The organism is Mesorhizobium sp. M0045, assembly GCF_040323385.1.
Taxonomy (GTDB): domain Bacteria; phylum Pseudomonadota; class Alphaproteobacteria; order Rhizobiales; family Rhizobiaceae; genus Mesorhizobium.
Map to the genome: position 1 here is coordinate 114399 of NZ_JAMYUY010000003.1, position 24708 is coordinate 139106.

The following is a 24708-nucleotide window of genomic DNA, read 5'->3' on the forward strand; positions in this document are numbered from 1 at the left end:
CATTCTTCAACCCTCGGCGGCAGGGTTCCGCGGCTAGCGTCGACAGCGGTCAGCCTTTGCCAGTTGTCTTTTCCGCCACGGGCTGCGGAACCGGTTCCAGCTCGGCCGCCGCCTCGACCGCCTGCGCTTCGGCCGGCTTGCGCCGGTTGCGGATGAAGGCGGCGAGGCGGTCGCGGATTTCGCCAGCGCTGAGGAACACCGGAACGCGCGCAACCGGCGCGGTCGGCTCGAAGGACAGGCCAAGGCCGGTGATCCTGCCCTTGTCGTCGACGTCGCGCACGATCAGCTCGATCGGACCGAGCAGCACGCGGTCGGCGTATTCGGCGTGGCCGCCGAGCCGCGTAGTGACCAGGTCGCCGATGCTGAGCTTGCGTTCCGCTTCGGTCAGGCCCGGCGCATAGGCGGTCTCCAGTTCCTCGGCGGAGCGTGACGGATCGACAGCGAAGGCGCCGAAGAAATCCGCATCCTCGGGATCGACCACGGCGCGGCTGGCGAACAGCTTGTCGAGCAGGCGCGGATAGCGGTCCGGCACGAAGATGTAGACGTGGTCGCCGGCCGCCAGCCGGCCCATATCCTGGAAGCGCATCGAGCGTCCGTCGCGCAACACAAGCGATGGCCGCGCCCAGCGCGGAATGCGTTCGCCGCGCGCCACCGGGCTGCCGGGTGCCACGCGGTAGGCGAGAAGCTCATGATGGGCGGAGCCCGGCAGTTCCAATTCGACCTTGTCGAGCGGTCCCAGGCGGGCCGGCACGATAAGGCCGAGGCGGCGCGCCAGCGGCCCGACGGTCCATCCTTGGATGATCAGCGAGACCAGCACGATGATGAAGGCGGTGTTGAAGATGAGGCGGCCGTTCTCCAGGCCGCCGAGCAGCGGCGTGATGGCAAGCAGTATCGACACGGCGCCACGCAGGCCAACCCATGAGACAAAGGCGACTTCCGGGCGTGGCAGGCGGAACGGCACCAGACAGAGCCAGACCGCGATTGGCCGTGCCACAAATATCAGGAACAGGCCGAGCAGCACTGCCGGCATCAGGATCGCCGGAAATTGCGAAGGCGTCGCGAACAGGCCGAGGATCAGGAACATGATGATCTGCGCCAGCCACGACATGCCGTCCTGGAAGCGCTTGAGGATGGTGACGGCCCGGATATCGGAATTGCCGGCAATCAGGCCTGCGAGATAGACCGCCAGGAAGCCGGAGCCGCCGACGGCGCCGGCGGCAGCAAACACCATCAGCGACAGCGTCAGCACGAAGATCGGCAACAGGCCGTGATCGAGATTGAGGCGATCGACAAGACGCACAATGGCCATGCCGCCGAGAATGCCGATGACCGCACCGAGGCCCATGTTGACCAGGAAACCGACGGCAAGATCGGTAACCAACACCTTTGCCTCGGGGTGGACGTTGGCGGCGATGACCTCGACCAGCGTGATGGTCAGGAAGATGGCGATCGGGTCATTGGTACCGGATTCCACCTCGAGCGTGGACCGCACGCGCTCGCGCAAATTGATCTCGCCGGCGCGCAGCAGGAAGAACACCGCCGCGGCGTCGGTCGAGGCGACGGCGGCACCGAGCAGGAAGGATTCCAACCAGGTCAGGTCGAGCAGATAATAGGCCGCGGCGCCGAACAGGCCGGTGGTCAAAAGGACGCCGAATGTCGCCAGCGACAGCGCCGGCCCGGCCGCCTGCCGCAAGGCGTTGAGCGGCGTACCGAAGCCGGAATCGAAAAGGATGACCGCCAGCGCCAATGAGCCGGCAAAATAAGCAACTCGGGCGTTGTCGAAGTGGATGCCGAGACCGTCGGTTCCGGTAGCGAGGCCGATGCAGAGAAACAGCAGCAGGAGAGGGGCGCCGAAACGGAAGGCGATCAAGCTCGAAAACGCGGCGGCAACGACAAGTGCTGCTCCAACAAGCGTCACCAGATAGATACCATGCTCCATTCGTTGGTCGCCCCTAGTCGATATGCTCCGGCATCGCGGGAGAGTGGGGCGAAGACATGGCCGCTGCAAGGCAGCAGCGTGGCTTTTTGCCCCACGCTGCCGATCGTCGAAAGTTTTGGCATCCCCGAGCAGCAGAGCGTGCGTTGGCGGTTCGTGCTGCAACGAAAAACGCCCGGACTGAGCCGGGCGTCTTCCAGGTCGAGAAGATGGTTCTGCGATCAGGCGATGGTCTTGCCGAAGGCGACGGCGGTATCGCCCATGCGGTTCGAGAAGCCCCACTCATTGTCGTACCACGACAGCACCGAAACGAAGTTGCCGTCCATGACCTTGGTCTGGTCGAGCGCCACGATCGAAGAATGCGGATCGTGGTTGAAGTCGATCGAAACATTGGGGTGACGGGTAACGGCGAGGATGCCCTTCAGCTTGCCGTTTGAAGCGGCGATCACCGCGTCATTGATCTCCTGGACGGTGGTCGGCCGCTTGGCGATAAACTTGAAATCGACGAGCGAAACGTTCGGCGTCGGCACGCGGATGGAGATGCCGTCGAGCTTGCCCTTGAGCTCGGGCAGTACCAAGCCGATGGCCTTGGCGGCACCGGTCGAGGTCGGAATCTGCGACAGCGCGGCAGCACGGGCGCGGTAGAGGTCCTTGTGCATGGTGTCCAGCGTCGGCTGGTCGCCGGTGTAGGAATGGATCGTCGTCATCATGCCCTTTTCGATGCCGACCGCCTCATTCAGCACGGCCGCCAGTGGCGCCAGGCAGTTGGTGGTGCAGGAGGCGTTCGAGATGACGATGTGGTCCTTGGTCAGCTTGTCGTGGTTGATGCCATAGACGACGGTGAGGTCGGCGCCCTCTGCCGGAGCGGAGACGAGAACGCGCTTGGCGCCGGCGGTCAGATGGGCAACGGCCTTGTCGCGGGCGGTGAAGATGCCGGTGCATTCGAGCGCGATGTCGATGCCGAGCTCCTTCCAGGGCAGTTGCGTCGGATCCTTGATCGCGGTGACCCTGAATTTTTCCTTGCCGACGATGATCTGGTCGCCGTCAACCGTCACCTCATGCGGAAAGCGGCCATGCACGCTGTCGAAGCGCAGCAGATGCGCGTTGGTCTCGACCGGGCCGAGATCGTTGACCGCGACGACATCGATATCCTTGCGGCCGGATTCATGGATGGCGCGCAGAATGTTGCGGCCGATGCGGCCGAATCCGTTGATGGCAACTCTGACGGTCATTGTTCTCTCCCTGGGAGTTGGAGGCCGAAGATCAAGTCCGCAGCTTCATAACGGCGGACGGGCAAAGAATCCAGCCGCCGAGGCTTGGATTTAAATCGATTAATGCTCCACCGCCCGGCAAAACCGCTATGCCAGCCTTTGCCGGTCGGGGCTCACCTTCATTTGCCGTGCAGACGGGCTTCCGCCGCCTTCACCGTTGCTTCGGCGGTGATGCCGAAATGCGGGTAGAGCTGTTCGATAGTGCCGGAGGCGCCGAAGCCGGTCATGCCGATGAAGATGCCGTCGGTGCCGATGAAGTGATCCCAGCCCTGGCGGATGCCGGCTTCGATGGCAATCTTGAGCGGCGCATTGCCGATCGTTCTGCTGCGATAGTCGGCGCTCTGCTTATCGAACAATTCGAAGCACGGCACCGAGACGACGCGGGTCGCGTGGCCGTGCTTTTCCAACGCCTCGCGGGCGGCCAGCGCGATCTCGACCTCGGAGCCCGAAGCGAAGATCGTCACCGCGGCTTCACCGCTGGCGGCGGCAAGTTCATAGGCGCCGCGGCTGCTGAGGTTTTCCGCAACGAAGTCGTTGCGTACCGTCGGCAGGTTTTGCCGGGTCAGCGCCAATGTCGAAGGCGTCTTTTCCGACTCAATGGCCAACTGCCAGCATTCCGCGGTTTCGACCGCGTCGGCCGGGCGGAAGACATTGTGGTTCGGGATGGCGCGAAGTGCTGCCAGATGTTCGACCGGCTGATGGGTCGGACCGTCTTCGCCAAGGCCGATCGAATCATGGGTCATGACGAAGATCGAGCGGATGCCCATCAATGAGGCAAGCCGCATAGCCGGACGGGCATAATCGGAAAAGCACATGAAAGTGCCGCCATAGGCGATAATGCCGCCATGCAGCGTCAGCCCGTTGAGCGCGGCCGCCATGCCGTGCTCACGAATGCCGTAGTGGACATAGCGCTGGCCATAATCCTCGGCGGTGATGTTTTTGGTCTGGCTGGTCTTGGTGTTGTTGGAGCCGGTCAAATCGGCCGAGCCGCCGATGGTTTCGGGCACTGCGCCGTTGATGACCTCCAGCGCCATTTCCGATGACTTACGGGTGGCGACCTTCGGCTTGTCGGCGGCGAGCTTCTTTTTGTAGTCGCCAATGACGGCGTCGAAGTTGGCCGGCAGCGTGCCACTGATGCGGCGTTCGAACTCTGCCCGCAATTTGGCGTCGGCCTTGGCAAGCCGGCTTTCCCAGTCGGTGCGCGCCTTGACGCCGGTCCGCCCGGCGGTACGCCATGCGTCGAGGATATCGGCCGGAACCTCGAAGGGCGGATAATCCCAGCCGAAGAATTTTCTGGCGCCAGCGATTTCCTCGGCGCCGAGCGGCGAGCCATGCGCCTTGTTGGTGCCGGCCTTGGTCGGCGCGCCGAAGCCGATCGTCGTCTTGCAGGCGATCATCGTCGGCTTGTCGGAGTGGCGGGCCGCTTCGATGGCATAGGCGATCGCTTCCGGGTCCTGGCCGTCGATATGGCTGGCATTCCAGCCGGACGCCTGGAAGCGGGCGACCTGATCGGTGTTATCGGCGAGCGACACCGGGCCATCGATCGAGATGTTGTTGTTGTCCCAGAAGACGATCAGCTTGTTCAGCTTCAGATGCCCGGCAAGCGCGATGGCTTCCTGGGATACGCCTTCCATCAGGCAGCCGTCGCCGGCCAGCACATAGGTGTAGTGGTCGACGAGATCTTTGCCGAAAGCGGCATTCATGATGCGCTCGCCGAGCGCGAAGCCGACCGAATTGGCAAGGCCCTGGCCGAGTGGGCCGGTCGTCATCTCGATGCCGGCGGCATGGCCGTATTCCGGGTGGCCCGCCGTCCTCGACCCCAATTGGCGGAACTGCTTGATCTGGTCGATGGTGATGTCTTCGTAGCCGGTCAGATAGAGCAGCGAGTAAAGCAGCATCGAGCCGTGGCCGGCCGACAGGATAAAGCGGTCGCGGTCCGGCCAATGCGGGTTTTTCGGATCGTATTTGAGGAAGCGGGTGAACAGCACCGTGGCGATGTCGGCGCAGCCCATGGGCAGTCCGGGGTGGCCGGAATTTGCCTTCTCGACGGCGTCCATGGCGAGAAAACGGATCGCATTGGCCATCCGGTCATGTTGTTCGCGCGAGGTCATGCTTCCTCCAAAATGGGGGTTTGGGCCTTGGGAAAGCCCTTGAAAAGGGTGCGCGACACATAGCAGGCGCGGCCTTTTAGTCAACAAATCGGTGTGCTTTTGCCGGTCTTGTGATGGCCATGCGCGACCTACATTAGCGTTAGCAGGGGACAGTCGCGACAGCTTTATTGACGTGCGGTTCACACGACGCGTAATGTTTCAGGGATAACGCGTTCTGAACGTGGATGATTCGGTGATGGGCAGGGCGCAGGACGAAAGCCATGACCGGGGAAACGACCCTCAAGGAAGTCATTGCCAGGCTGGGTAAGGCCATCGAAGGGCTGGAAAACGCCGTCGCGGCCAAGCTCGAGCACGAGCGGGACTATTCGGAAGCCGAGGCCGAAGTGCAGCGGATGAACGCCGACCGCTCGCGGCTGGCGCAGGAGCTCGACAATTCCGAAGCTCGCGCCGAACGGCTGGAAGATGCCAACAAGGAAGTGTCGCGAAGGCTGGTGACAGCCATGGAGACCATCCGCGCGGTACTGGACAGGTAGGCTAATGGCACAAGTCACGGTTTCCATCGACGGCAAGCAATATCGGATGGCCTGCGACGAGGGCCAGGAAGAGCATCTGATCGATCTTGCCGAGCGCTTCGACCGCTATGTCTCGCATCTGAAGGATTCTTTTGGCGAAATCGGCGACCAGCGGCTGACCGTGATGGCCGGCATCATGGTCATGGACGAGCTTTCGGAACTGCAAAAGCGGGTCAAGGGCATGGAAAGCGAAGTGCTGACGCTGCGCAAGACGCGCGACGACGCGCTGACCAAGGCCGACAAGAACGATTCCGCGCTGACCGGGGCGCTCGGCGCGCTGGCCCAGCGCATGGAAGACCTGGCGACGACGCTGGCAGTGAGCAAGGCGTAGCGCGTCGCGTCGCCTCATCGACCCGACGCCACTTAACGGCGGAATGGGCAGCATCTGAGCCGAACAATCGGCGGAAATGCCTGCGCGCTTAACCAACCTCCGGTGCTTTTTCGCCAGCGCGGAAATCACTGCTGTATTTCCCGCCTAAGTGACAAAAATTTTTTTGAGGCCGGCCACTATCCTAGCGTCAACAGCCACTTGAAGGATGACGCCGCAGTGTTAGAAATGCAAGCAACGCCGGTGGGGCGTTCAATGCCAGCGGCAAGCCAAACAGGTAGGGACACGCCATGAGCCTTCGCATCAACGACATCGCACCGGACTTCACCGCGGAGACCACGCAAGGACCGATCAGCTTCCATGAATGGATCGGCGACGGCTGGGCGGTATTGTTCAGTCATCCGAAGAACTTTACGCCGGTTTGCACGACCGAACTCGGCACGATGGCCGGGCTCGAAGGCGAGTTCAGGAAGCGCAACGTCAAGATCATCGGCATCTCGGTCGATCCCGTCGAAAGCCACGAAAAGTGGCAGAACGATATCAAGACCGCGACCGGCCATTCGCTGAACTACCCGCTGATCGGCGACAAGGATCTCAAGGTGGCCAAGCTTTATGAGATGCTGCCGGCGGGTGCCGGCGAGAGCTCGGAAGGCCGCACGCCAGCGGACAATGCCACGGTGCGTTCGGTCTACGTCATCGGGCCCGACAAGAAGATCAAGCTGGTTCTCACCTATCCGATGACGACGGGCCGCAACTTCGACGAAATCCTGCGTGCCATCGATTCCATGCAGCTGACCGCCAAGCACCAGGTGGCGACGCCGGCGAACTGGAAGCAGGGCGAGGACGTCATCATCACCGCTGCCGTCTCGAATGAGGATGCCATCAAGCGCTTCGGTGCCTACGAGACGATCCTGCCATATCTCAGGAAGACCAAGCAGCCTTCCGCCTGAGCAGGCAGGGGCGGCACGGAGAAATTTTCGGTTTTCCTGATCCTATGAGCATGGGGTGCTTGACGGCGCCTGGTTGACGGACAACCATGCCTTTCATTTGCCGTGGCAGAGAAAATCCTTCCTGCCGTGGTGAGGGGCGAAGGAGGCTGGGATTGGACGCATTATCGGCCAGGTCGCAGGTCACCGGCTTCTATGACGAGCCGAGCGGGTCCGTCCAGTATGTGGTCGCCGACATGGCGACCCGCAAATGCGCCATCATCGATCCGGTGCTCGACTTCGACGAAAGGTCCGGTGCAACGGCAACGAAGAACGCCGACGCCCTGCTCGACTTCGTCAGGGAAAGCGGGCTGGAGGTCGAGTGGATCCTCGACACGCATCCGCATGCCGATCATTTCTCCGCCGCCCATTATTTGAGGGGGAGAACCGGAGCGCCGACGGCAATCGGCGAAAAGGTCATCGACGTCCAGAAATTGTGGAAGGTGATCTACAACTGGTCGGAATTCTCCGCCGACGGTTCGCAATGGGATAGGCTATTCGCCGACGGCGCAACTTTTTCGGTCGGCGGCCTTCCGGCGAGAGTGCTGTTCTCGCCGGGCCACACACTGGCCTCGATCACTTACGTCATTGGCGACGCCGCCTTCATCCACGACACGTTGTTCATGCCGGATAGCGGCACCGCCAGGACAGACTTTCCGGGCGGCAGTGCCGAGCGGCTCTGGCGTTCGATCGAGGACATCCTGGCGCTGCCGGACGAGACACGTCTGTTCGTCGGTCACGACTACCAGCCGGGCGGTCGCGAAGCGCGCTGGGAAAGCACGGTCGGGGAGCAGAAAGCCAGCAACATCCATGTTGCCGGCGGCAAGACGGAAGCCGACTTCGTCGCGCTCCGCCAAGCCCGCGACAGGACGTTGCCGATGCCGCGGCTGATCCTGCACGCGCTGCAGGTGAACATGAACGGCGGACGCCTGCCGGAGCCGGAATCCAACGGGCGGCGCTATCTGAAGTTTCCGCTCGATTGCCTGTGAGGAGATGGGTCGCTGGCACTACAGTGCCATCCAAACTTGGCGCCGCCCTCATCGTTCTGCGACGGTCATCCAAGTTATTGATCCTTATTGATCCTGATTCGATTTTTGCGATGTTTGAATCCGATAGGCCATGCGGGAAGACGGTGGCGGCAGCCGGATGAGGAGCGGCGCAGAACGCCAGCTAGGTGTTTACTCAGCGTCAGGGTTTTGTTCGGCGGGCTAAATGTTCATACGTGATTTGCCAAGGGTCGCCCTCGGAAGATCTTTCCTCGCCGATCCAATGGAAGTTGTTGGCAGTGATCTCTGTGAAACGCCAACGAGTTTTCAGACCGCGCGAGTCATCGCCGAGCTGGACAATGTCCTTACCCTCGGCTCGGCCGATCTGGCGCGAGTGATCCCGGTTGAGCGGGTCGTTCCATATGATGTGCCAGCCATCGATCCCAGGGTCGAAGATGCGCAGGTCGTGCCGTAGATCGTGGACGGCGCAGGGCGCTTGGGCCTGATCCAAACGTCCTGAATCGCGCGGCCTTCGAGCACCCAGCCAAAATGGCATTCGCCATCCCATTTCTGGATTGTGCCGTCGTCGAGGTAGTGGACCGAGTCCATTTCCCAGCTTCCAATTAGCCATCCATACAGGGCCATGTCTTTCGCCCGATCGGCTGGCGGACCCTCGGATCCGAGAGCGGTCAGAAACGCAGAAGTCGTCATCGTCACACTGCCTTTCGTTTCCAATAGACGAACTCAACTGCCCGGCGCAGCCCCGCCGGCTAGTTATCGCGCCGCCTGCCGCGAGCGCCGGGTTGTGGAATGCCGCGGTCGGCGCCGGAACATTGCCGCCACAGCTTGCAACGTTACGGTTTTCAGGGCTTGGGGAAAATTGCGGTAATGCCGCTATCAGTGGGATCGTCTGCGGACGCCATGGCAACGCTACTGAGCAGCTATGCCAGCGGATCGGACATCCGCGCGCCGCGGAACCGGCAACCCTCCAGAAAAACGGCGGCGCCAGTTACCTGACGCCGCCGTTTTTTTGGTTCTCTTGGAGGCCTTATGCCGCCGGCTGCGCCTCAATCGTGCGCAAGGCCTGCGTCTGGCGCTTGGCCGCGGCCTTGACCGCGTCCTGCACCTTCTCGAAGGCACGCACCTCGATCTGCCGCACCCGCTCGCGGCTGATATCGAACTCGGCCGACAGCTCTTCCAGCGTCAACGGCTCATCGGCGAGGCGGCGCGCCTCGAAGATGCGACGTTCGCGGTCGTTGAGCACGGCAAGAGCGCCGGACAGCATGCCGCGCCGGTTTTCCAGCTCGTCCTGCTCGATCAGCATCTCTTCCTGGCTTTCGTGGTCGTCGACCAGCCAGTCCTGCCATTCGCCGGACTCGCCTTCACTGGCCCGGATGGGCGCATTGAGCGAGGCGTCGCCCGACAGACGGCGGTTCATCGACACGACTTCCGCTTCCGAGACGTTCAGCCGGGTGGCAATCTCGGTGATCTGGTCGGGCTTCAAATCGCCTTCATCGAGCGCCTGGATCTTGCCCTTCACCTTGCGCAGGTTGAAGAACAGACGCTTCTGGTTGGCGGTGGTGCCCATCTTGACCAGGCTCCACGAGCGCAGGATGTATTCCTGGATCGAGGCCTTGATCCACCACATCGCATAGGTGGCGAGACGGAAGCCGCGCTCCGGTTCGAATTTCTTGACGGCCTGCATCAGGCCGACATTGCCTTCCGAGATCACCTCGCCGATCGGCAGGCCGTAGCCGCGATAGCCCATGGCGATCTTGGCGACGAGCCGAAGGTGGCTAGTGACGAGCTTGTGCGCAGCCGTGGTGTCCTCATGCTCGGCGTAGCGCTTGGCGAGCATGTACTCTTCCTGCGGCTGAAGCATCGGAAAGCGGCGGATTTCTTCCAGGTAGCGGCTGAGACCGCCTTCGCCGGAAACGATAGTGGGTAATGACTGGGCCATGATAGCGCCCCCTCTCTATTGGAGTGATGCCCCCGAAACGCGGCGGGCATGTGGCACGAATGCCAAAGGCACATTCGCGCCAACCGACATATATAGGAACAAAACCAGAAAGACAGGCATTTGTTCAACACGAAACAGTGTGTCACGCTGAAGTGAACAACGCCGGTTAGGTTTTCAGGTGGTTGGTTCAGAGCTTGCGGAAGCCGTCGACGAGTTCCTCCATGTCCCACGGCATCGGTGCTTCGAACCTTATCGTTAGATGGGTATCGGGATGGCGAAATGCAAGGAGGCGGGCGTGCAAAGCTTGTCGCGGAAACGCCTTTACCTTGCTCCTTAGCGGCTCGGGCAACCGGTTGGCCTTGGTGCGGAAAGCCTGGCCGTATTCGGGGTCGCCAATCACCGGATGGCCGATATGGGCCATGTGGACGCGTATCTGGTGGGTGCGACCGGTCTCCAGCCGGCATTCGACCAGGCTCGCCGTGGCGAATTCCTGCTGCTGCTCGCCAAAGCGCTCGACGACGGTGAAATGCGTTATGGCATGGCGCGCATCGTCGCGGCCTTGCGGCACCACGGCACGGCGTACCCGGTCGGCGGCGCGGCCGAGCGGCGCGTCGACCGTCCCGGTCGGCCTTGCCGGTATGCCCCAGACCAACGCCAGATAGGCGCGCTCGAGATCGCCGGTCAGGCCGTGGTCGGCAAAGGCCTCCGACAACGCCTTGTGGGCGCGGTCGGTCTTGGCGACGACCATGACGCCGCTGGTCTCCTTGTCGAGGCGGTGGACGATGCCCGGGCGTCTCACGCCGCCGATGCCGGACAGGCTGTCGCCGCAATGATGGATCAGCGCGTTGACCAGCGTACCGGTCCAGTTGCCGGCGCCGGGATGTACGACCAGCCCGGCCGGCTTGTTGATGACGATCAGCGCGCTGTCCTCGTAGAGGACGTCCAGCGCAATATCTTCGCCTTGCGGCACCGCCGGTTCAGGCTCCGGCATGTCGACCGACACGCTGTCACCTTGTGCGATCTTGCGCTTCGTCTCTTCGACCTGCCTGCCGCCGATCCTGACCGCGCCCTGCTTTATCAGCATCTGCACCCGGCTGCGCGACATGTCGGGGCCGAGCCTGGCCGCCAGCCATTGGTCGAGCCGCTGGCCGGCGGCATCGGCGCCCGCCTCCAGTACGATCGGTCCGGCCCCTATTAATTGTCTGGCCTCTTCGTTATGAGCGCTCATCGAAAACAGTTCCGGAATCTGCTGCCATGGCCCGGCCGCTTGCCGACGAAGACGAGGAAAAGCCGCTCGACCCCGAGGTCGAAAAGGTGCGGAGGAAGCTCGTCCGCTTCGTCGCCATCAATCTCGGCCTGCTGTTCCTCGCCCTTATGGTGGTGATAGCAGCACTTGTCTACAAAGCGCGCAACGCGCCGCCTGCCGCCCCGCCGTTGACCAGTGACATCCAGGTGCCGGCAGGCGAGCCGGTCAACGGCGACATCGTGCTGCCGGTCGGCGCCAGGGTGATCAGCCAATCGCTCTCCGGCAATCACCTTTCGATCGACGCCGAGCTGCCCGACGGCAGCCGCGCCATCTTCGTCTATGACATCACCGAGCGCCGCATCATCGGCCGTTTTTCGATCAGGAACAAATGACCGGTTTTGCCGAACGCCGCAGCATTGCCACGGTCGCGCTTATCGTCGCAAACTATGACGAAGCGATCTCGTGGTATGTCGACCGGCTGGGTTTTGTCCTCACCGAAGATGTCGATCTCGGCGGCGGCAAACAATGGGTCACCATCACGCCGGGCAAAGGGCAGGGCGCGCGGCTGCTTCTCGCCGAAGCATCCGGCGATGCGCAAAGGCACGCCGTCGGCAACCAGACCGGCGGGCGGGTCTTTTTGTTCCTCGAAACCGACGATTTTGCCCGCGACCATGCGCTGATGCTCGAAAAGGGCGTGGAATTCCGTGAGGCGCCCCGGCACGAGACCTATGGCACTGTGGCGGTCTTCGCCGACCTTTATGGCAATCTCTGGGACCTGATCGAGCCAAAACGATAGGCTTGCAGCGGATTTTTCGTCTGTGCGAGCAGTGGCCCTGAGCCTAGTTGCTTTTTCCCAGCCGTCAGCCTATATCGCCGGTTCTTGAACGCGCCCATCGTCTAGCGGTCAGGACACCGCCCTCTCACGGCGGGAACAGGGGTTCGATTCCCCTTGGGCGTACCAAGTCTCTCCAAGCTCTCGGCAAACCATCAATCCGATCCATCGCCTTAGGTCGCGGCGGATTTGGCTCATTGCCGCTTCTGCCGCAGCGGAGCCGATTGCATTAGCATTGCATCATGGGTCTTGAGGCACCGCTTAGCGGCGCGCAGAACGTCGCGCTGACCAGGGCAGTCGATGCCACGCGGGGAGGAGCCAGATACAGTACCAAGATGTGCTGCGAACGGCACATCCACGGCGCGCTCAACCATTCGATCTATTCCGGCAAGCCGAAAAGCGTTTGCGCGCCTGCTATTCCTCCGAGCGGATGACTGCCCATGGCGATCATCGGCTCGGTAGTTTCTGCCTCGAACACTGTCGACGCGAGCACCGTCCGTCCCAACGGCTTGCACAGCCCTTCGATGCGGCTGACAAGATTTACAGCCTTGCCGATCGCGGTGAAGTCCAACCTGCCGGCAGTGCCGATATTCCCCCAGAGTATCTCGCCGACATGCAGGCCAATGCCATATCCGAGCTCAGGGCCGCCATTGCGGCGCCGAGTTTGGTTGAGATGATCTATCCCGGCGCGCGTGGCCTTCACGGCGCGGACCGCAGCGTCACATGCGGCATTTGCATCGCGCTCGCCAATCGGGAAAATCGCGAGGACGCCATCACCTATAAACTTGAGAACCTCACCACCAAATGCGTGCACCGCGCCGGCGACGCAATCGAACCAGGCATCAAGTACCAATACGATCTCGTCTGCATCATGAACCTCGGATAGATCGGTGAAACCTCGAAGGTCCGCGCACAGAAGCGCAGCCCGTATCGTCTCTCCCTTTACTCGACGAGAATGACCGTTGAGCACATGTGCTGCACTGCGCTTTCCCAAATATGCTTCGAGCAATGCGCGTTTCGCGGACCGTTCTGCGAGTGCGGTCATCGGAGCCGCAGCAAACCGGGAGATTTGCCGCAGCAGCTCTGACTGCGCCTCATCCGGAGTATGATCGAACGCCCACACCAAAGTCGGTGCGACACCGCCCGCTCGCTCGTCGAACACGATCGCCCGCGTCGTGCCAAGCCACTCCCGCAGCACGAGCCGGGGATCGGCATTCTGGCGGTCGGCGCCTATCCCCAAAGCCTCGACCACTTCACCCCCAGGCGCTCGCCAGAGCCAGATGCGGCGTGAGATAATCGGGTCGGGAGCATCCTGCGCCAGTGCGCCGGCGATGATCGGCAAGCCGTCTTCCATCAAATGCGTTGAGAGCTGCAATAGAAGTCGCCCACCGTCGCCAATATGCGCGGCGTCGTCCAGAAGGAATGAAAGCGAGTTTGCGAGAAGCATCGGTAGAAGATCACTGGGCACCGGCTTATGCTTACGCCTCGAACATCTTCTTGCAACTCCCCATATTCCCTTGCACGGCATTCGATGCGGATGTGACCTGGAGTGAGCGATGGCGGAATCGGTTTACACAGAGATTGAGGTCGCGGCGCCACAAGCGACCGTGTTCGCGCTTTTGACGGATCCGGACCAGATCGTGCGATGGATCGGGACCGAAGCGAATTTGGATGCATCGCCGGGCGGTCTGTTCCTCGTCAATGTCGGTGGTCGCCATATGGCGCGCGGTGAGTTCACCGAGGTGATCCCGGTCCACCGTCTTGCCTACAGTTTTGGCTGGGAAGACAACGAGACCGTGCCGCCCGGCTCCAGCCATGTCGAGATCGACCTGATCGCGAGGGATGCGGGGACACTGATCCGCTTCACGCACAGCGGACTGCCGAATGCAAAGGAGCGTGACAGCCACCGAAGGGGATGGGAGCACTACCTCTCAAGGCTGAAGATCACTGCCGATGGGGGACATGTCGATCCCGATGTGCCGATGAAGAATATGTGATTTTCATCTAGGGCCACGGATGCCCGTAATCCGAACCAGGCGCGGCATGCGTCAACGAGGCCCCTTTGACCTGCCGTCGCCAAACCGGCCGCTCGGGAAACCCAGCGACCTGCGGGCTGCCGCACCATTACAGCTGCCGGCCACGGATCGTTTCGGCGAGCTCGGCGAAGGCGTCCGCGCTCTTGGCGCCTGCGTGGAGTTCTTGAAACTCAGCGCTTCTGGCGCAACGCCTCGGATTGAACTAGCATCCGTTCATCAAAGCTCCGGCCGCACTCCTGCAGGATGCGGAATGCGGAGCGCAGGCGAGCGAGGCCGGGCGCGGTCACATGCCGGGCGCTGATCCAAGCGCGACTGGGCATCCGAACTTCCGTTCGGCGGCAAGACGGCGTGGCCGGGAGGAGTCAGATGCAGAAGCTGCAGTCACAAGGCGTTCATCACATCACGCTGGTCGGCGCCGGGCGTCAGACCTCGATCGATTTCTGGGAGGGCGTGCTCGGCATGCCTTTCATCTTCGAGCAACCCAACCTCGACAAAACCACCGAAAGCCATCTCTATTTCGATCCGGGCGATGGCCGGCTGATCACCGTCTTCACCGACGAGAGCCGCACGCCGGAGAAACGCCGCACGCCGACCGATACGGGCTGCGTCCATCACATCGCGTTTGCGGTGTCGCGCGTCACCTTCCTGCAGGCGGTCGCCCGGCTCGACGAGCGCGGCATCAAGCACAGCGGCGTCAAGGATCGCGGCTTCATGGACTCGATCTATTTCGAGGATCCGCTCGGCCTGCTGATCGAGCTCGCCTCCTACCGCTTCGAGCCGCCGGCGGGATTTACCCATGCCGACGTGCTGGTGGAGGCGCACAAGCTGCGTGTCGCGCGTGGCGACTACAACATCGCCGAGGTGCACCTTGCCGATGCGATCCAGGCGCTTGTCGAGCGTTCGCGCACGACCTTGTCGGAGGATCGCGCACCGAAAAATCCGTACTGACGGCACGCCGAACAAAGGGAGGATTTAATGGCAAAGACAGCAACCAAGAGTGCAAAGAAGCCCGCGGCCAAGGCAGCCAGGCCAGGAGCGAAGCCGGCGGCCGAAGCCGCCGCCGAGTCAGCGGCGAAAGTGGCAAAGCCGGCGACGAAGGTCTCCGCCAAAAAGGCCGCGAAGACCAAGGCGAAACCGGCGAAAAAGCCGGCGCTCACGCTCAGCATGCTGAAGCCCAGCGTCAACAATATGAGCGTTCGGGTGTTTGCACGCGCCGCCGGGCTCGACCATTCCGAAACCGACGTTTGGGGCCTCACGCGCTCGCCCGAATACATGGCGCGAAACCCGGCCCATCTTACGCCGATGATCGAGGACAAGGGCCTGCCGAGAGGTGTCTTGTGGGAAAGCTGCGCCATCATGCAGTATCTCGCCAACAAGCACGGGCTGGAGAAATTATATCCCAAGGCGCCGGCCAAGCGGGCAATGATCGACAGCGCCATGTTCTACCTGATCGGCACGCTCTACCCCTATGTGGCGCGCGCCACCTATCCTGCACTGAATTTCCCGCAATATCCCGGCGAGGTCGGCCACAGCGACGCTCATCCCGACAAGAAGTCGGAAGCCCAGAAGGCCGCTATAGAAGCGATAGCCGAGCCGCTGGAGGTGTTTCACTCCTTCTTCAGGAACGGCAAGCCGTTCATCGGCGGCAAGGACCCGTCGATCGCCGACATCCGTCTGGCGGCGACGCTCGAGTTCCTCGCCGTCATCGACTACGCGTTGCCCCAATGGACAAAAGACTATATGGCGGCGATCGAGAAGAAGCTCGGCAAGGCCTATGCCGAGCCGGCCGGCGACGTGCGCGGCTATATCGCCTATGTGAGGTCGCAGGCCAACGCCTGAGGCACATGCCAATAGCGGTCGTCAGCACGTCTGCAGGAGCCGGTAATGAACTGGTTTTTTTTAATCTCCCCTGTTTGCACGATGTGGGGAGCTTAAGGTTTCGTTAACCTAAACCCTTTCTACTGGATCCACCTCCAGCCCGCGACCACGGATGTACTGGCGCGGATGGAAAGCAAAGGTCGGCTGCGCGCCGGCCTTTTGCTTATTTCAGCCCCTGCCGAAGTTGCGCCAGACGGCGTTTCACGACGCCTGCATGGCTGATGAAACGCGTCGCCGCCATCTTGTCATCGCCGCTGTCGGCCCTACCATCGAAGTTCGTCCCGTCCTCGAGGGCGGTTCAAGGACAGAGGCCCTGCCATGAAAAGCATTGCTGGAATGATCGTGATCGCAGGCGCCATGCTGGTGGGCGCAACCGGTCAATCGAATGCAGCGACGCTCAACACCATGCCCGAGGTCGGGGCTGCCATCCAGGCGTGCTGGACCCCTCCGGCGAATGCCGGGAATTCCACCGTCACCCTGAGCTTCAGCTTCAGGCGCGATGGCACGCTGATCGGCCCGCCCAAGCCGACCGCCATCCGCGTCGCCGGCGAGGAGAAGGCGCGCCAAGCTTTTGTCGACGCGGCGGTCGCGGCCGCCATTGCCTGCCGTTGAGCTTTTCACCGGCGCTGGCCGAAGGCATCCCGGGCAAAGTGTTCACTCTGCAATTCAACTCGCCCAAACAAGAACAGGCTGCACCGCGAGTGAAGGCTTCGCCTTGATCTTTTCCAAAAACCGGATTCCACTTTTCGGGATCTAGTGGCGGCTTCGTCTGGCCTCGACATGTCGCGCTAGTTCCGGCATCTCGAAGACATAGTCGCTCCAGGCCGATTCCGGAATCTGGCCGGCGAGATAGCACTCCAGCAAAAGCCTCTGCTCGTGGTCGAGTGGCCTTGGTGCGCGTTCATGGCCCAGCCCAAGTGAATGGAACAGATTCCTGGTCAGCCCCGCGACAGTGAAGTGGATCGACATCTTCGGTCTCCTCCTTTGGCCGCTCAACGCCGAACCTGGGGCTAAGGTTTCAGCAACGGGCGGCCGGTAACGCCGGATTGATCGCGGTGCGGAACCAGCCGCGCGCTTCAAAATTTCGCCGTGGCGGGCGTCGTTGCTGCCGGTTCGTCTCAATCTTGAAATAAAAATGTAATATTGAATTCACGCGAGTGGATGTACTACACTAGAACTTAAAGTCTCCGATGGTGGCGTGGTCTACTTCAATTAGGTAAAACTGATTTAGCCAGCACTTATCCGTAGTCGACAAAGAAATCCTGTTCTCGGTGCAACAAGTTCCAATGACACGCTTCTGGCTCCTCACGATTCTGATGCTGGTGTCGGCAATAGCCATTGCGCTCGGCACATCCTTCTCCTACGCGGATAGCTGCGGTGCTATCAGGAGCCAATTGCTTTCGGCGGGGCGCAGCGGCGGGACCAGCCCCGAGCTTGCCCAACTGCGCCGGCAACTCGCCGCGCTTCAAAAGCTGGAGAGACAACGCCGATGCACGGCGAAAACGGCCGGCTTCTTCTTCAACCCCTGCGCCGACCTGGTCGCCAGCAAGGCGGAGGTGCAACGCCAGATCGCCAGACTGTCGAATTCGGGCAGGGACACGTCCGGATTGAAGGCCGGGTTTGTCGCGCTGGGCTGCGCCGCCCCCGCTGCCAAGAAACAGCCGGCGCAGCAGCGCACAGCACCCGAAGCCCAGTCCGCAGGCACAACAATGGGCGGCAATCGGATGCTGTTTTGCGTTCGCTTGTCGGACGGATATTTCTTCCCCGCGCCAAAATCGCAGTTCGCCAAGAACGACGATCTGAAGGAAACGGTCGATCAGTGCCGCTATATCTGCGACGATGCCGGCGTCGACCTCTACACGCTGAGCGACGCCACTCGCGAGACTGAAGAGATGGTCGCGCTCCAGTCGGGAAAACCCTATGTGGAGCTACCTGCCGCGTTCCGGTACCGCGACGACGCGAACTTCAAGGCCTGCGACGTCAAGCGCTATTATCGGCGCGTCGCCGAACTCAGGGCACGAACCGTGACACCGGCCAACATGACCAACGCCATCATTCCCTTGCCGACGGCAAAGCCGGATTTTGGCATCGTCGCGGAAATTCCTGAATCCGGGATCGAAACCGCCGGTGCCGTTCCTGCAGAGGCAAAAACGCCGCTTGCCGAGGTGCAAGGCGCTGCCCAGCATCAGCCGATCGAAAGGGCGATCGGCGCGCGGCCGGTGAGAGTGGTCGGGCCGGCCTTTTTCCCGGCGAACTGACCCAGGCGGGCGATGTTCCGAGGCGGCGAACTTTTGGCCGGATAGCCGCTTCGAGGCGTAGGGCCGCGCGTCGACCGACCTCGGCTGGTTATTCGCAGACCATGCGGGCCCGTTTGCCGGGCTCGCTGACGTTCCTGCAAGTTAGCGCCTTCGTCGGCTCCGGCGACAGCACGGGTGGGTTGTTGGTGGCCCTCCTCCGTGGCGCTGCAACGGAAGCTGCATTCCTGCGCATCGCCGGCCTTTTCGTCGTTTGCGGCGCTACTGGAAAGACGTCGGTCTCCAGTTGCGACTGTTCGGCTTGCGCCTGCGGCGAAGGCCGGTCCCAGAACCGGCGAACATCGAGCGGCTTGGGAATGATCACGGTGCCGTCATAGCTGCGCGCGCAACCGCTTCCCAGAGGCAGCGCCAGGCACAGGAAGACAGGCAGAATCCGTCGAGACATCAGCAATACCCCTGCAAGCTTATAACGCCGCTTCGGCCTAACCGACAACCGGCGGAATAGGGCGAAGGGAGTAGATACCGTGAAGTAGAAGTCGTCGCGCTTCCCGTCGAAGGCCTTGCTCGAAGATCGAGCGCCGAGTCGGGCGCGAATGGGGATCCAGCGCGAGTTAGAAACTTGCGATTCGTCAACGCTTCCAGCGTAAGGCCATGGTGCGATCGCACCATACCAAAGCCGCGCTCAGTGGCGACAATGGGATGTTCGAAGTTCCGCTCCTCCAGTTACGGGCGGGAGCAGCGACCGCCGGCAAGAAACAGGGTCAGATTTACCCCAACGGACCTGTTTCGGCGATGGCGCGGCCATGACACGTTCTGGCTGCATGCAACGCGCTCCCGTCCGGTTTTTTTCTTTTAAAGCCGGTGGCTGCGATCGCCGAGCCGACGATGCCGGCCGGAAATCACGCAAGCTGCTGATTCCAGCGGCAAACCGCGGCCCATGCCGACAAAGCCCGCGGCCGCTCCTTCTTAACCCGGCTGGACGACGTTACCGGAGCGACATGAAACTGTCATGCGACTGTAATAATCGGGGGCTATTGGCCTCAGCGGGCGCCGGAGGAATGGCGCCGAGAGACCATATTCCGAACAGGAGCAGGCCACATGAGACATTTCATCCGCTCGGCGGCCGTTGCGATTGCAATGGCGGCGACGACCACCCTCACCCTGTCCTCCGCGCTCGCCGCGGACATCTCCGGCGCCGGCGCCACCTTCCCCTACCCGATCTATGCGAAGTGGGCCGACACCTACAAGAAAGACACCGGCGTTGGCCTCAACTACCAGTCGATCGGTTCCGGCGGCGGTATCAAGCAGATCAAGGCCAAGACCGTTACCTTCGGCGCTTCGGATGCGCCGCTCAAGGGCGACGAGCTTGAAGCGTCCGGACTGGCTCAGTTCCCGATGGTGATGGGCGGCATCGTTCCGGTCGTCAATCTCGAAGGCATCAAGCCGGGCGAGTTGGTTCTCGACGGCCCGACGCTGGCCGACATCTTCCTCGGCAAGATCACGAGCTGGGATGACGAGGCGATCAAGAAGCTCAATCCCGACGTCAAGCTGCCTTCGCAAGCGATCGCGGTCGTTCACCGTTCCGATGGTTCGGGCACGACGTTCAACTTCACCTATTACCTCGGCGACGTCAGCGCGGACTGGAAAGAAAAGGTTGGCGTCGACAAGGCCGTGGAATGGCCGGTCGGCATCGGCGCCAAAGGCAATGAGGGCGTTGCCAACAACGTCTCCCAGACCGGCGGCGCGATCGGTTATGTCGAATACGCCTACGCCAAGCAGAACAAGCTCACCCACACCGACATGATCAACAAGGACGGCAAGAAGGTCGAGCCCACCGCAGCCGCGTTCTCGGCGGCAGCGGCCAATGCCGACTGGAGCTCGCAGCCGGGCTATGGGGTGATCCTCGCCAATGAGCCGGGCGCCGAGTCCTGGCCGATGACGGCGGCGACGTGGATCCTCCTGTATAAGAAGCCGGACGACGCCGCGACCACCGGCGAAGCGCTCAAATTCTTCGCCTGGGCGTATGACAAGGGCGACGAGATGGCCGGCGAGCTGGACTACGTTCCGATGCCCGACAAGGTGGTTGAGAGCGTCAAGGCCATGTGGGCCAAGGAAGTCGTCGGCGACGATGGCAAGCCGCTCTACTCGGCTATGTAATCTCCTCCAGGGAGGGCGTCGACGGCGCCCTCCCTGTTGCCTTTAATCGCGAGGACCCAATGACCATCGCTTCCGATGCCATGCCATCATCTGCAGCAGCCCGGGCCAGGGACGCTACGGTGCGGCGCTTCGCGCTCACAGATGCCATATTTCGCGGACTCACCCGCGCTTCCGCAATCCTTGTGCTGGTCATCCTCGGCGGTGTCGCGATCTCGCTGTTTGCCGGCTCATGGCAGGCGCTGTCGTCCTTCGGCTTTTCTTTCCTGACGACTGAGAGCTGGAATCCGGTCACGGAAAAATTTGGCGCACTGGCGCCGATCTACGGCACCCTGGTAACGGCGGCCATCGCCATCCTGATCGCGGTTCCGATCGGCATCGGCATTGCTATCTTTCTCACCGAGCTCTGCCCGCGCCCGCTCAGGCGCCCGATCGGCATAGCGGTTGAGCTATTGGCCGGCATTCCCTCGATCATCTATGGTATCTGGGGCCTGTTCGTGTTCGCGCCATTCCTGCAGACGACGATACAGCCCTTCATCATCAACATCTTCCACGGCGTGCCGGGACTATCCAGCCTTTTCGCCGGCCCTCCTTACGGCATCGGCCTTCTGACCTCGGCGCTGATCCTCGCCATAATGGTGTTGCCCTTCATCACCTCGATCACCAAGGATGTCTTCGATACGGTGCCGGCGGTGCTGAAGGAGTCGGCCTACGGCATCGGTTGCACGACCTGGGAGGTGACCCGGCGCGTGGTCATTCCCTATACCCGCATCGGCATCATGGGCGGCGTCATGCTTGGCCTCGGCCGGGCACTCGGCGAAACCATGGCGGTGACTTTCGTCATCGGCAACGCGCATCGCATCAGTGCCTCCCTGTTCGCACCGGGCACGACGATCTCGGCGACCATCGCCAATGAATTTACTGAGGCCGACGGCGACCTCTACACCTCCTCGCTGGTCGCGCTCGGCCTGATCCTGTTCGTCATCACCTTCCTGATCCTTGCCGCCGCCCGCTATATGCTGATGCGGATCGACGCCCGTACGGGAGCCTGACCGATGTCGACATCCTCATCGCTCCACAGCCGCCGCAAAGCCAGGAATTCGGTGATGATGGCGCTTTGCGTCGTCGCCGCCGGCATCGGGCTTGCCTGGCTGGCGCTCATCCTCGGTGCGTTGGTCTACAAGGGCACAGCCGGGCTTTCGTTCGCGGTCTTCACCGAGATGACGCCACCACCGGGCGAGGCCGGCGGCCTGCTCAATGCCATCGCGGGCAGCCTGCTGATGACGATCATCGCCGTTGTCGTCGGCACGCCGATCGGCGTGCTGGCGGGAACCTACATGGCCGAGTATGGACGCTTTTCGCGCATCACTACCGTCGTCCGCTTCATCAACGACATCCTGTTGTCGGCGCCGTCGATCATCATCGGCTTGTTCGTCTATGAATTGATGGTGCGGCCAATGGGACATTTCTCGGCCATTGCCGGCGCCGTGGCGCTTGCCATCCTGGTCATTCCGGTGGTCGTGCGCACCACTGAAGACATGCTCAACCTGGTGCCGAACGCGTTGCGTGAAGCCGGTGCCGCGATCGGCGCACCACGCTGGGTGGTGATCCGTTCGGTCGCCTACCGCGCCGCATTGTCCGGCATCGTCACCGGCATATTGCTGGCGATAGCACGCATTTCCGGCGAGACGGCGCCGCTGCTCTTCACCGCGCTCAACAACCAGTTCTGGAGCAGCAATATCAACGCGCCGATGGCCAGCCTGCCGGTGACCATCTTCCAGTTCGCTCTCAGCCCTTACGAGGAATGGCAGCAACTGGCGTGGACCGGCGCACTCATAATCACCCTGACGGTTCTGGGCTTGAGCATCCTCGCCCGCAGCCTTACCGGACGCAGAGAGGACAGATGACACAGATGTTGTCCCCAGACATGACGATGACCGAAACGGTCACCGAGAAGACGAAGATCGAGGTCAAGAACCTCAACTTCTACTACGGCCAGAGCAAGGCGCTGAAGGACATCAGCCTGTCGCTGCCCGAGCGCAGCGTCACGGCCTTCATCGGCCCTTCGGGTTGCGGGAAATCGACGCTGCTGCGCGTCTTCAACCGCATCTACGAGCTCTACCCGAAACAGACCGCCGAGGGGCAGGTGCTGCTTGACGGCAAGAACATTCTCGACCGGTCGCAGGATCTCAACCTCCTCAGGACAAAGATCGGCATGGTATTCCAGAAGCCGACGCCGTTCCCGATGTCGATCTATGAGAACATCGCCTTCGGCGTCAGGCTCTACGAGAATCTCGGCAAGTCCGAGATGGACGGCCGCGTCGAGCAAGCGTTGAAGCGGGCCGCGCTGTGGAGCGAGGTCAAGGACAAGCTAAACGCCAGCGGCTTGAGCCTGTCCGGCGGCCAGCAGCAGCGGCTCTGCATTGCCCGCACCGTGGCAGTGAAGCCGGAAGTCATTCTGCTCGACGAACCGGCTTCGGCCCTCGACCCGCTGTCGACGGCCAAGATCGAGGAACTGATCGACGAGCTGCAAGCCGACTACACGATCGTCATCGTCACCCACAACATGCAGCAAGCGGCGCGCGTGTCGCGCCAGACCGCCTTCATGTATCTGGGTGAACTGGTCGAGTTCGACCGGACCGAGAAGATATTCACGTCGCCCCGCGAGAAGCGCACGCAGGACTACATCACCGGCCGCTTCGGCTGAGCCGTTCCGATCATGCATATGAGGACAGGACCATGGGCGAACACACAGTCGCTTCTTTCGACGAGGATCTCGAGCAGATCAGCAAGCTGATCCGCGACATGGCCGACCTCGCCGGTTCGATGGTCGGCGGGGCGACCAAGGCCCTGTTGAATTCCGACAACGTGCTGGCGCAACGCGTCGTCTCCGACGACGCCATCATGGATGCGCGTCAACGCGAACTGGACGATCGCGCCATCACCCTGATCGCCAAGCGCCAGCCAATGGCTCACGATCTGCGCCATGTCGTCGGAGCGATCCGCATGGCCGGCGACCTCGAACGCATCGGCGACCTTGCCAAGAACATCGCCAAGCGTGTGAGCGCGGTCGGCCTCAGCGTCACGCCGCGCGACCTATCGCATTCCATCGATGCGATGGCGCAGCTAGTGCTCATCCAGGTGCAGGGCGTCATCGAGGAATATGCTGCAGGCGATGCGGCCGCGTTGGCCAAGCTGCGCGCCGCCGACGAGCGCATCGACGTCAAATACACGTCGGTGTTCCGCGAGCTGTTGACCTACATGATGGAAGATCCGCGCAACATCACCGCTTGCACGCATCTGCTGTTCTGCGCCAAGAATCTCGAGCGGATCGGCGACCATGTCACCAACATCGCCGAAAATGCGTATTATGTGCTGACCGGCGAGCAATTGCCGGTCAATCGTCCGAAGCAGGACGAAACGACAATGCCTGCACCGGTGACATGATGGGGGTGCCCAGCCGATGATCGCACCACGCATAATGGTGGTGGAGGACGAGGAGCCGTTGGGCGTGCTGCTCCGCTACAATCTCGAATCCGAAGGCTACCAGGTCGAGGTGGTGACACGCGGCGACGAAGCCGAGATCCGTTTGCAGGAAAATGTGCCCGACCTTCTGGTGCTCGACTGGATGATACCGGCGGTTTCCGGCATCGAGCTCTGCCGCAGGTTGCGCGTGCGCCCCGAAACCGAGCGGCTGCCGATCATCATGCTGACCGCGCGCGGCGAGGAGAGCGACCGGGTGCGCGGTCTTTCGACCGGCGCCGACGACTATCTGGTCAAACCGTTTTCGACACCGGAATTCATGGCCAGGGTCAAGGCGCTGCTGCGGCGCGCCAAGCCGGAAGTGCTGTCCAGCGTGCTGAAGGTCGGCGACATCGTGCTCGATCGCGAATCGCACCGGGTTTATCGCAAGAAGAGCGAGATCCGGCTCGGGCCGACCGAATTCCGGCTGCTCGAGTTCATGATGCGGCATCCGGGCCGCGTCTTCTCGCGTAGCCAGTTGCTCGATAATGTCTGGGGCGAGACGATCTATATCGACGAACGCACCGTCGACGTGCATGTCGGGCGGCTGCGCAAAGCCGTCAATAACGGCCGCATGCCGGATGTCATCCGCACCATCCGCGGCGCCGGCTATGCGATCAGGGAAGATTGACCCG

At 62.0% G+C, this 24708-nt stretch carries 25 protein-coding genes, 1 tRNA gene and 1 pseudogene; 19 read left to right on the plus strand and 8 right to left on the minus strand.

The annotated features are described in order from the left end of the window. Positions 1-49: 49 nt before the first annotated feature. The 3 genes from NKJ72_RS05495 to tkt all read right to left on the minus strand — a co-directional run bounded on the left by NKJ72_RS05495 (position 50) and on the right by tkt (position 5318). The gene (locus NKJ72_RS05495) at positions 50-1939 is read right to left on the minus strand and encodes a potassium/proton antiporter (RefSeq protein ID WP_352476174.1); all 1890 of its coding nucleotides are present in this window, start codon (positions 1937-1939) and stop codon (positions 50-52) included. A gap of 218 nt (positions 1940-2157) precedes the next feature. Then, the gene (gene gap / locus NKJ72_RS05500; protein WP_352476176.1) at positions 2158-3168 is read right to left on the minus strand and encodes a type I glyceraldehyde-3-phosphate dehydrogenase; all 1011 of its coding nucleotides are present in this window, start codon (positions 3166-3168) and stop codon (positions 2158-2160) included. Positions 3169-3326: 158 nt separating this feature from the next. Beyond that, positions 3327-5318: a transketolase gene (gene tkt, locus NKJ72_RS05505; RefSeq protein WP_352476177.1), complete on the minus strand. Its 1992-nt coding sequence runs from the start codon at positions 5316-5318 to the stop codon at positions 3327-3329. Positions 5319-5578: 260 nt separating this feature from the next. On the opposite strand from tkt, the gene NKJ72_RS05510 reads away from it, so the two are divergent. The 5 genes from NKJ72_RS05510 to NKJ72_RS05530 all read left to right on the plus strand — a co-directional run bounded on the left by NKJ72_RS05510 (position 5579) and on the right by NKJ72_RS05530 (position 8665). Continuing rightward, the gene (locus tag NKJ72_RS05510; protein ID WP_006200774.1) at positions 5579-5851 is read left to right on the plus strand and encodes a DUF4164 domain-containing protein; all 273 of its coding nucleotides are present in this window, start codon (positions 5579-5581) and stop codon (positions 5849-5851) included. A gap of 4 nt (positions 5852-5855) precedes the next feature. Further along, complete coding sequence (locus NKJ72_RS05515; protein ID WP_352476178.1) at positions 5856-6221, plus strand: cell division protein ZapA; 366 nt, start codon at positions 5856-5858, stop codon at positions 6219-6221. A gap of 287 nt (positions 6222-6508) precedes the next feature. Continuing rightward, entirely contained in the window at positions 6509-7168 is a 660-nt protein-coding gene (locus tag NKJ72_RS05520; protein WP_352476179.1) for a peroxiredoxin, read from the plus strand. Between the two features lie 152 nt (positions 7169-7320). Next, the gene (locus tag NKJ72_RS05525; protein WP_352476181.1) at positions 7321-8193 is read left to right on the plus strand and encodes an MBL fold metallo-hydrolase; all 873 of its coding nucleotides are present in this window, start codon (positions 7321-7323) and stop codon (positions 8191-8193) included. 223 nt (positions 8194-8416) lie between these two features. Further along, positions 8417-8665 (plus strand): hypothetical protein, encoded by a 249-nt coding sequence (locus NKJ72_RS05530; protein ID WP_352476182.1) that lies wholly within the window; start codon positions 8417-8419, stop codon positions 8663-8665. Positions 8666-9238: 573 nt separating this feature from the next. On the opposite strand, the gene rpoH is transcribed toward NKJ72_RS05530, so the two are convergent. Continuing rightward, the gene (gene rpoH / locus NKJ72_RS05535) at positions 9239-10150 is read right to left on the minus strand and encodes an RNA polymerase sigma factor RpoH (protein WP_352476183.1); all 912 of its coding nucleotides are present in this window, start codon (positions 10148-10150) and stop codon (positions 9239-9241) included. Between the two features lie 187 nt (positions 10151-10337). Beyond that, a complete protein-coding gene (locus NKJ72_RS05540; RefSeq protein WP_352476184.1) occupies positions 10338-11378 on the minus strand; it encodes an RluA family pseudouridine synthase in 1041 nt (346 codons plus the stop codon). Between the two features lie 26 nt (positions 11379-11404). Here NKJ72_RS05540 and NKJ72_RS05545 point away from each other — a divergent pair, with 26 nt between their 5' ends. From NKJ72_RS05545 to NKJ72_RS05555, 3 genes are all read left to right on the plus strand, one after another. Further along, positions 11405-11788, plus strand: a complete 384-nt coding sequence (locus tag NKJ72_RS05545) for a fimbrial protein (RefSeq protein WP_352476185.1) — start codon at positions 11405-11407, stop codon at positions 11786-11788. Then, on the plus strand, positions 11785-12192 hold the full coding sequence (locus NKJ72_RS05550; RefSeq protein WP_352476186.1) for a VOC family protein: 408 nt from the start codon (positions 11785-11787) through the stop codon (positions 12190-12192). Before NKJ72_RS05545 ends, NKJ72_RS05550 begins: the two co-directional genes overlap by 4 nt. 90 nt (positions 12193-12282) lie before the next feature. After that, positions 12283-12357: transfer RNA gene (locus NKJ72_RS05555), tRNA-Glu, on the plus strand. 250 nt (positions 12358-12607) lie between these two features. Here NKJ72_RS05555 and NKJ72_RS05560 read toward each other — a convergent pair. Then, entirely contained in the window at positions 12608-13675 is a 1068-nt protein-coding gene (locus NKJ72_RS05560) for an adenylate/guanylate cyclase domain-containing protein (RefSeq protein ID WP_352476187.1), read from the minus strand. A 109-nt stretch (positions 13676-13784) separates the two neighbouring features. Between NKJ72_RS05560 and NKJ72_RS05565 the strand changes: the two genes are divergently transcribed. The 4 genes and pseudogenes from NKJ72_RS05565 to tolA all read left to right on the plus strand — a co-directional run bounded on the left by NKJ72_RS05565 (position 13785) and on the right by tolA (position 16861). Next, the gene (locus tag NKJ72_RS05565) at positions 13785-14225 is read left to right on the plus strand and encodes an SRPBCC family protein (RefSeq protein ID WP_023678521.1); all 441 of its coding nucleotides are present in this window, start codon (positions 13785-13787) and stop codon (positions 14223-14225) included. Positions 14226-14630: 405 nt separating this feature from the next. Next, positions 14631-15212 (plus strand): VOC family protein, encoded by a 582-nt coding sequence (locus tag NKJ72_RS05570; protein WP_352476188.1) that lies wholly within the window; start codon positions 14631-14633, stop codon positions 15210-15212. Positions 15213-15239: 27 nt separating this feature from the next. After that, positions 15240-16103: a glutathione S-transferase family protein gene (locus NKJ72_RS05575; protein ID WP_352476189.1), complete on the plus strand. Its 864-nt coding sequence runs from the start codon at positions 15240-15242 to the stop codon at positions 16101-16103. A 357-nt stretch (positions 16104-16460) separates the two neighbouring features. Further along, positions 16461-16861, plus strand: a pseudogene (gene tolA / locus NKJ72_RS05580) (cell envelope integrity protein TolA). 34 nt (positions 16862-16895) lie between these two features. Here tolA and NKJ72_RS05585 read toward each other — a convergent pair. After that, positions 16896-17111 carry a hypothetical protein gene (locus NKJ72_RS05585; RefSeq protein ID WP_352476190.1) on the minus strand — a complete coding sequence of 72 codons (216 nt, stop codon included), beginning with the start codon at positions 17109-17111 and terminating at the stop codon, positions 16896-16898. A gap of 317 nt (positions 17112-17428) precedes the next feature. Here NKJ72_RS05585 and NKJ72_RS05590 point away from each other — a divergent pair, with 317 nt between their 5' ends. After that, positions 17429-18400 carry a DUF2865 domain-containing protein gene (locus NKJ72_RS05590; RefSeq protein ID WP_352476191.1) on the plus strand — a complete coding sequence of 324 codons (972 nt, stop codon included), beginning with the start codon at positions 17429-17431 and terminating at the stop codon, positions 18398-18400. 88 nt (positions 18401-18488) lie between these two features. On the opposite strand, the gene NKJ72_RS05595 is transcribed toward NKJ72_RS05590, so the two are convergent. Next, complete coding sequence (locus NKJ72_RS05595) at positions 18489-18842, minus strand: hypothetical protein (protein ID WP_254816568.1); 354 nt, start codon at positions 18840-18842, stop codon at positions 18489-18491. A 653-nt stretch (positions 18843-19495) separates the two neighbouring features. Here NKJ72_RS05595 and pstS point away from each other — a divergent pair. Genes pstS through phoB form a run of 6 tightly spaced genes read left to right on the plus strand, consistent with a single transcriptional unit; the run spans position 19496 to position 24704 of the window. Next, positions 19496-20554, plus strand: a complete 1059-nt coding sequence (gene pstS / locus NKJ72_RS05600) for a phosphate ABC transporter substrate-binding protein PstS (protein ID WP_352476192.1) — start codon at positions 19496-19498, stop codon at positions 20552-20554. 59 nt (positions 20555-20613) lie between these two features. Next, positions 20614-21603 (plus strand): phosphate ABC transporter permease subunit PstC, encoded by a 990-nt coding sequence (gene pstC / locus NKJ72_RS05605; RefSeq protein ID WP_254816570.1) that lies wholly within the window; start codon positions 20614-20616, stop codon positions 21601-21603. A gap of 3 nt (positions 21604-21606) precedes the next feature. Beyond that, positions 21607-22458 carry a phosphate ABC transporter permease PstA gene (pstA, locus tag NKJ72_RS05610; protein ID WP_023720929.1) on the plus strand — a complete coding sequence of 284 codons (852 nt, stop codon included), beginning with the start codon at positions 21607-21609 and terminating at the stop codon, positions 22456-22458. After that, positions 22455-23258: a phosphate ABC transporter ATP-binding protein PstB gene (pstB, locus tag NKJ72_RS05615; RefSeq protein WP_254816571.1), complete on the plus strand. Its 804-nt coding sequence runs from the start codon at positions 22455-22457 to the stop codon at positions 23256-23258. Before pstA ends, pstB begins: the two co-directional genes overlap by 4 nt. A gap of 32 nt (positions 23259-23290) precedes the next feature. Then, positions 23291-23998: a phosphate signaling complex protein PhoU gene (phoU, locus tag NKJ72_RS05620; RefSeq protein WP_352476194.1), complete on the plus strand. Its 708-nt coding sequence runs from the start codon at positions 23291-23293 to the stop codon at positions 23996-23998. 16 nt (positions 23999-24014) lie between these two features. Next, the gene (phoB, locus tag NKJ72_RS05625; protein ID WP_031212149.1) at positions 24015-24704 is read left to right on the plus strand and encodes a phosphate regulon transcriptional regulator PhoB; all 690 of its coding nucleotides are present in this window, start codon (positions 24015-24017) and stop codon (positions 24702-24704) included. Positions 24705-24708 lie beyond the last annotated feature (4 nt).

Bases quoted from the DNA above. Each gene is read 5' to 3' on its own strand.
- NKJ72_RS05495 (WP_352476174.1), bottom strand. From the start codon at position 1,939: ATGGAGCATGGTATCTATCTGGTGACGCTTGTTGGAGCAGCACTTGTC.
- gap (WP_352476176.1), bottom strand. From the start codon at position 3,168: ATGACCGTCAGAGTTGCCATCAACGGATTCGGCCGCATCGGCCGCAAC.
- tkt (WP_352476177.1), bottom strand. From the start codon at position 5,318: ATGACCTCGCGCGAACAACATGACCGGATGGCCAATGCGATCCGTTTT.
- NKJ72_RS05510 (WP_006200774.1), top strand. From the start codon at position 5,579: ATGACCGGGGAAACGACCCTCAAGGAAGTCATTGCCAGGCTGGGTAAG.
- NKJ72_RS05515 (WP_352476178.1), top strand. From the start codon at position 5,856: ATGGCACAAGTCACGGTTTCCATCGACGGCAAGCAATATCGGATGGCC.
- NKJ72_RS05520 (WP_352476179.1), top strand. From the start codon at position 6,509: ATGAGCCTTCGCATCAACGACATCGCACCGGACTTCACCGCGGAGACC.
- NKJ72_RS05530 (WP_352476182.1), top strand. From the start codon at position 8,417: ATGTTCATACGTGATTTGCCAAGGGTCGCCCTCGGAAGATCTTTCCTC.
- rpoH (WP_352476183.1), bottom strand. From the start codon at position 10,150: ATGGCCCAGTCATTACCCACTATCGTTTCCGGCGAAGGCGGTCTCAGC.
- NKJ72_RS05540 (WP_352476184.1), bottom strand. From the start codon at position 11,378: ATGAGCGCTCATAACGAAGAGGCCAGACAATTAATAGGGGCCGGACCG.
- NKJ72_RS05545 (WP_352476185.1), top strand. From the start codon at position 11,405: ATGGCCCGGCCGCTTGCCGACGAAGACGAGGAAAAGCCGCTCGACCCC.
- NKJ72_RS05550 (WP_352476186.1), top strand. From the start codon at position 11,785: ATGACCGGTTTTGCCGAACGCCGCAGCATTGCCACGGTCGCGCTTATC.
- NKJ72_RS05560 (WP_352476187.1), bottom strand. From the start codon at position 13,675: ATGCTTCTCGCAAACTCGCTTTCATTCCTTCTGGACGACGCCGCGCAT.
- NKJ72_RS05565 (WP_023678521.1), top strand. From the start codon at position 13,785: ATGGCGGAATCGGTTTACACAGAGATTGAGGTCGCGGCGCCACAAGCG.
- NKJ72_RS05570 (WP_352476188.1), top strand. From the start codon at position 14,631: ATGCAGAAGCTGCAGTCACAAGGCGTTCATCACATCACGCTGGTCGGC.
- NKJ72_RS05575 (WP_352476189.1), top strand. From the start codon at position 15,240: ATGGCAAAGACAGCAACCAAGAGTGCAAAGAAGCCCGCGGCCAAGGCA.
- NKJ72_RS05585 (WP_352476190.1), bottom strand. From the start codon at position 17,111: ATGTCGATCCACTTCACTGTCGCGGGGCTGACCAGGAATCTGTTCCAT.
- NKJ72_RS05590 (WP_352476191.1), top strand. From the start codon at position 17,429: ATGACACGCTTCTGGCTCCTCACGATTCTGATGCTGGTGTCGGCAATA.
- NKJ72_RS05595 (WP_254816568.1), bottom strand. From the start codon at position 18,842: ATGTCTCGACGGATTCTGCCTGTCTTCCTGTGCCTGGCGCTGCCTCTG.
- pstS (WP_352476192.1), top strand. From the start codon at position 19,496: ATGAGACATTTCATCCGCTCGGCGGCCGTTGCGATTGCAATGGCGGCG.
- pstC (WP_254816570.1), top strand. From the start codon at position 20,614: ATGACCATCGCTTCCGATGCCATGCCATCATCTGCAGCAGCCCGGGCC.
- pstA (WP_023720929.1), top strand. From the start codon at position 21,607: ATGTCGACATCCTCATCGCTCCACAGCCGCCGCAAAGCCAGGAATTCG.
- pstB (WP_254816571.1), top strand. From the start codon at position 22,455: ATGACACAGATGTTGTCCCCAGACATGACGATGACCGAAACGGTCACC.
- phoU (WP_352476194.1), top strand. From the start codon at position 23,291: ATGGGCGAACACACAGTCGCTTCTTTCGACGAGGATCTCGAGCAGATC.
- phoB (WP_031212149.1), top strand. From the start codon at position 24,015: ATGATCGCACCACGCATAATGGTGGTGGAGGACGAGGAGCCGTTGGGC.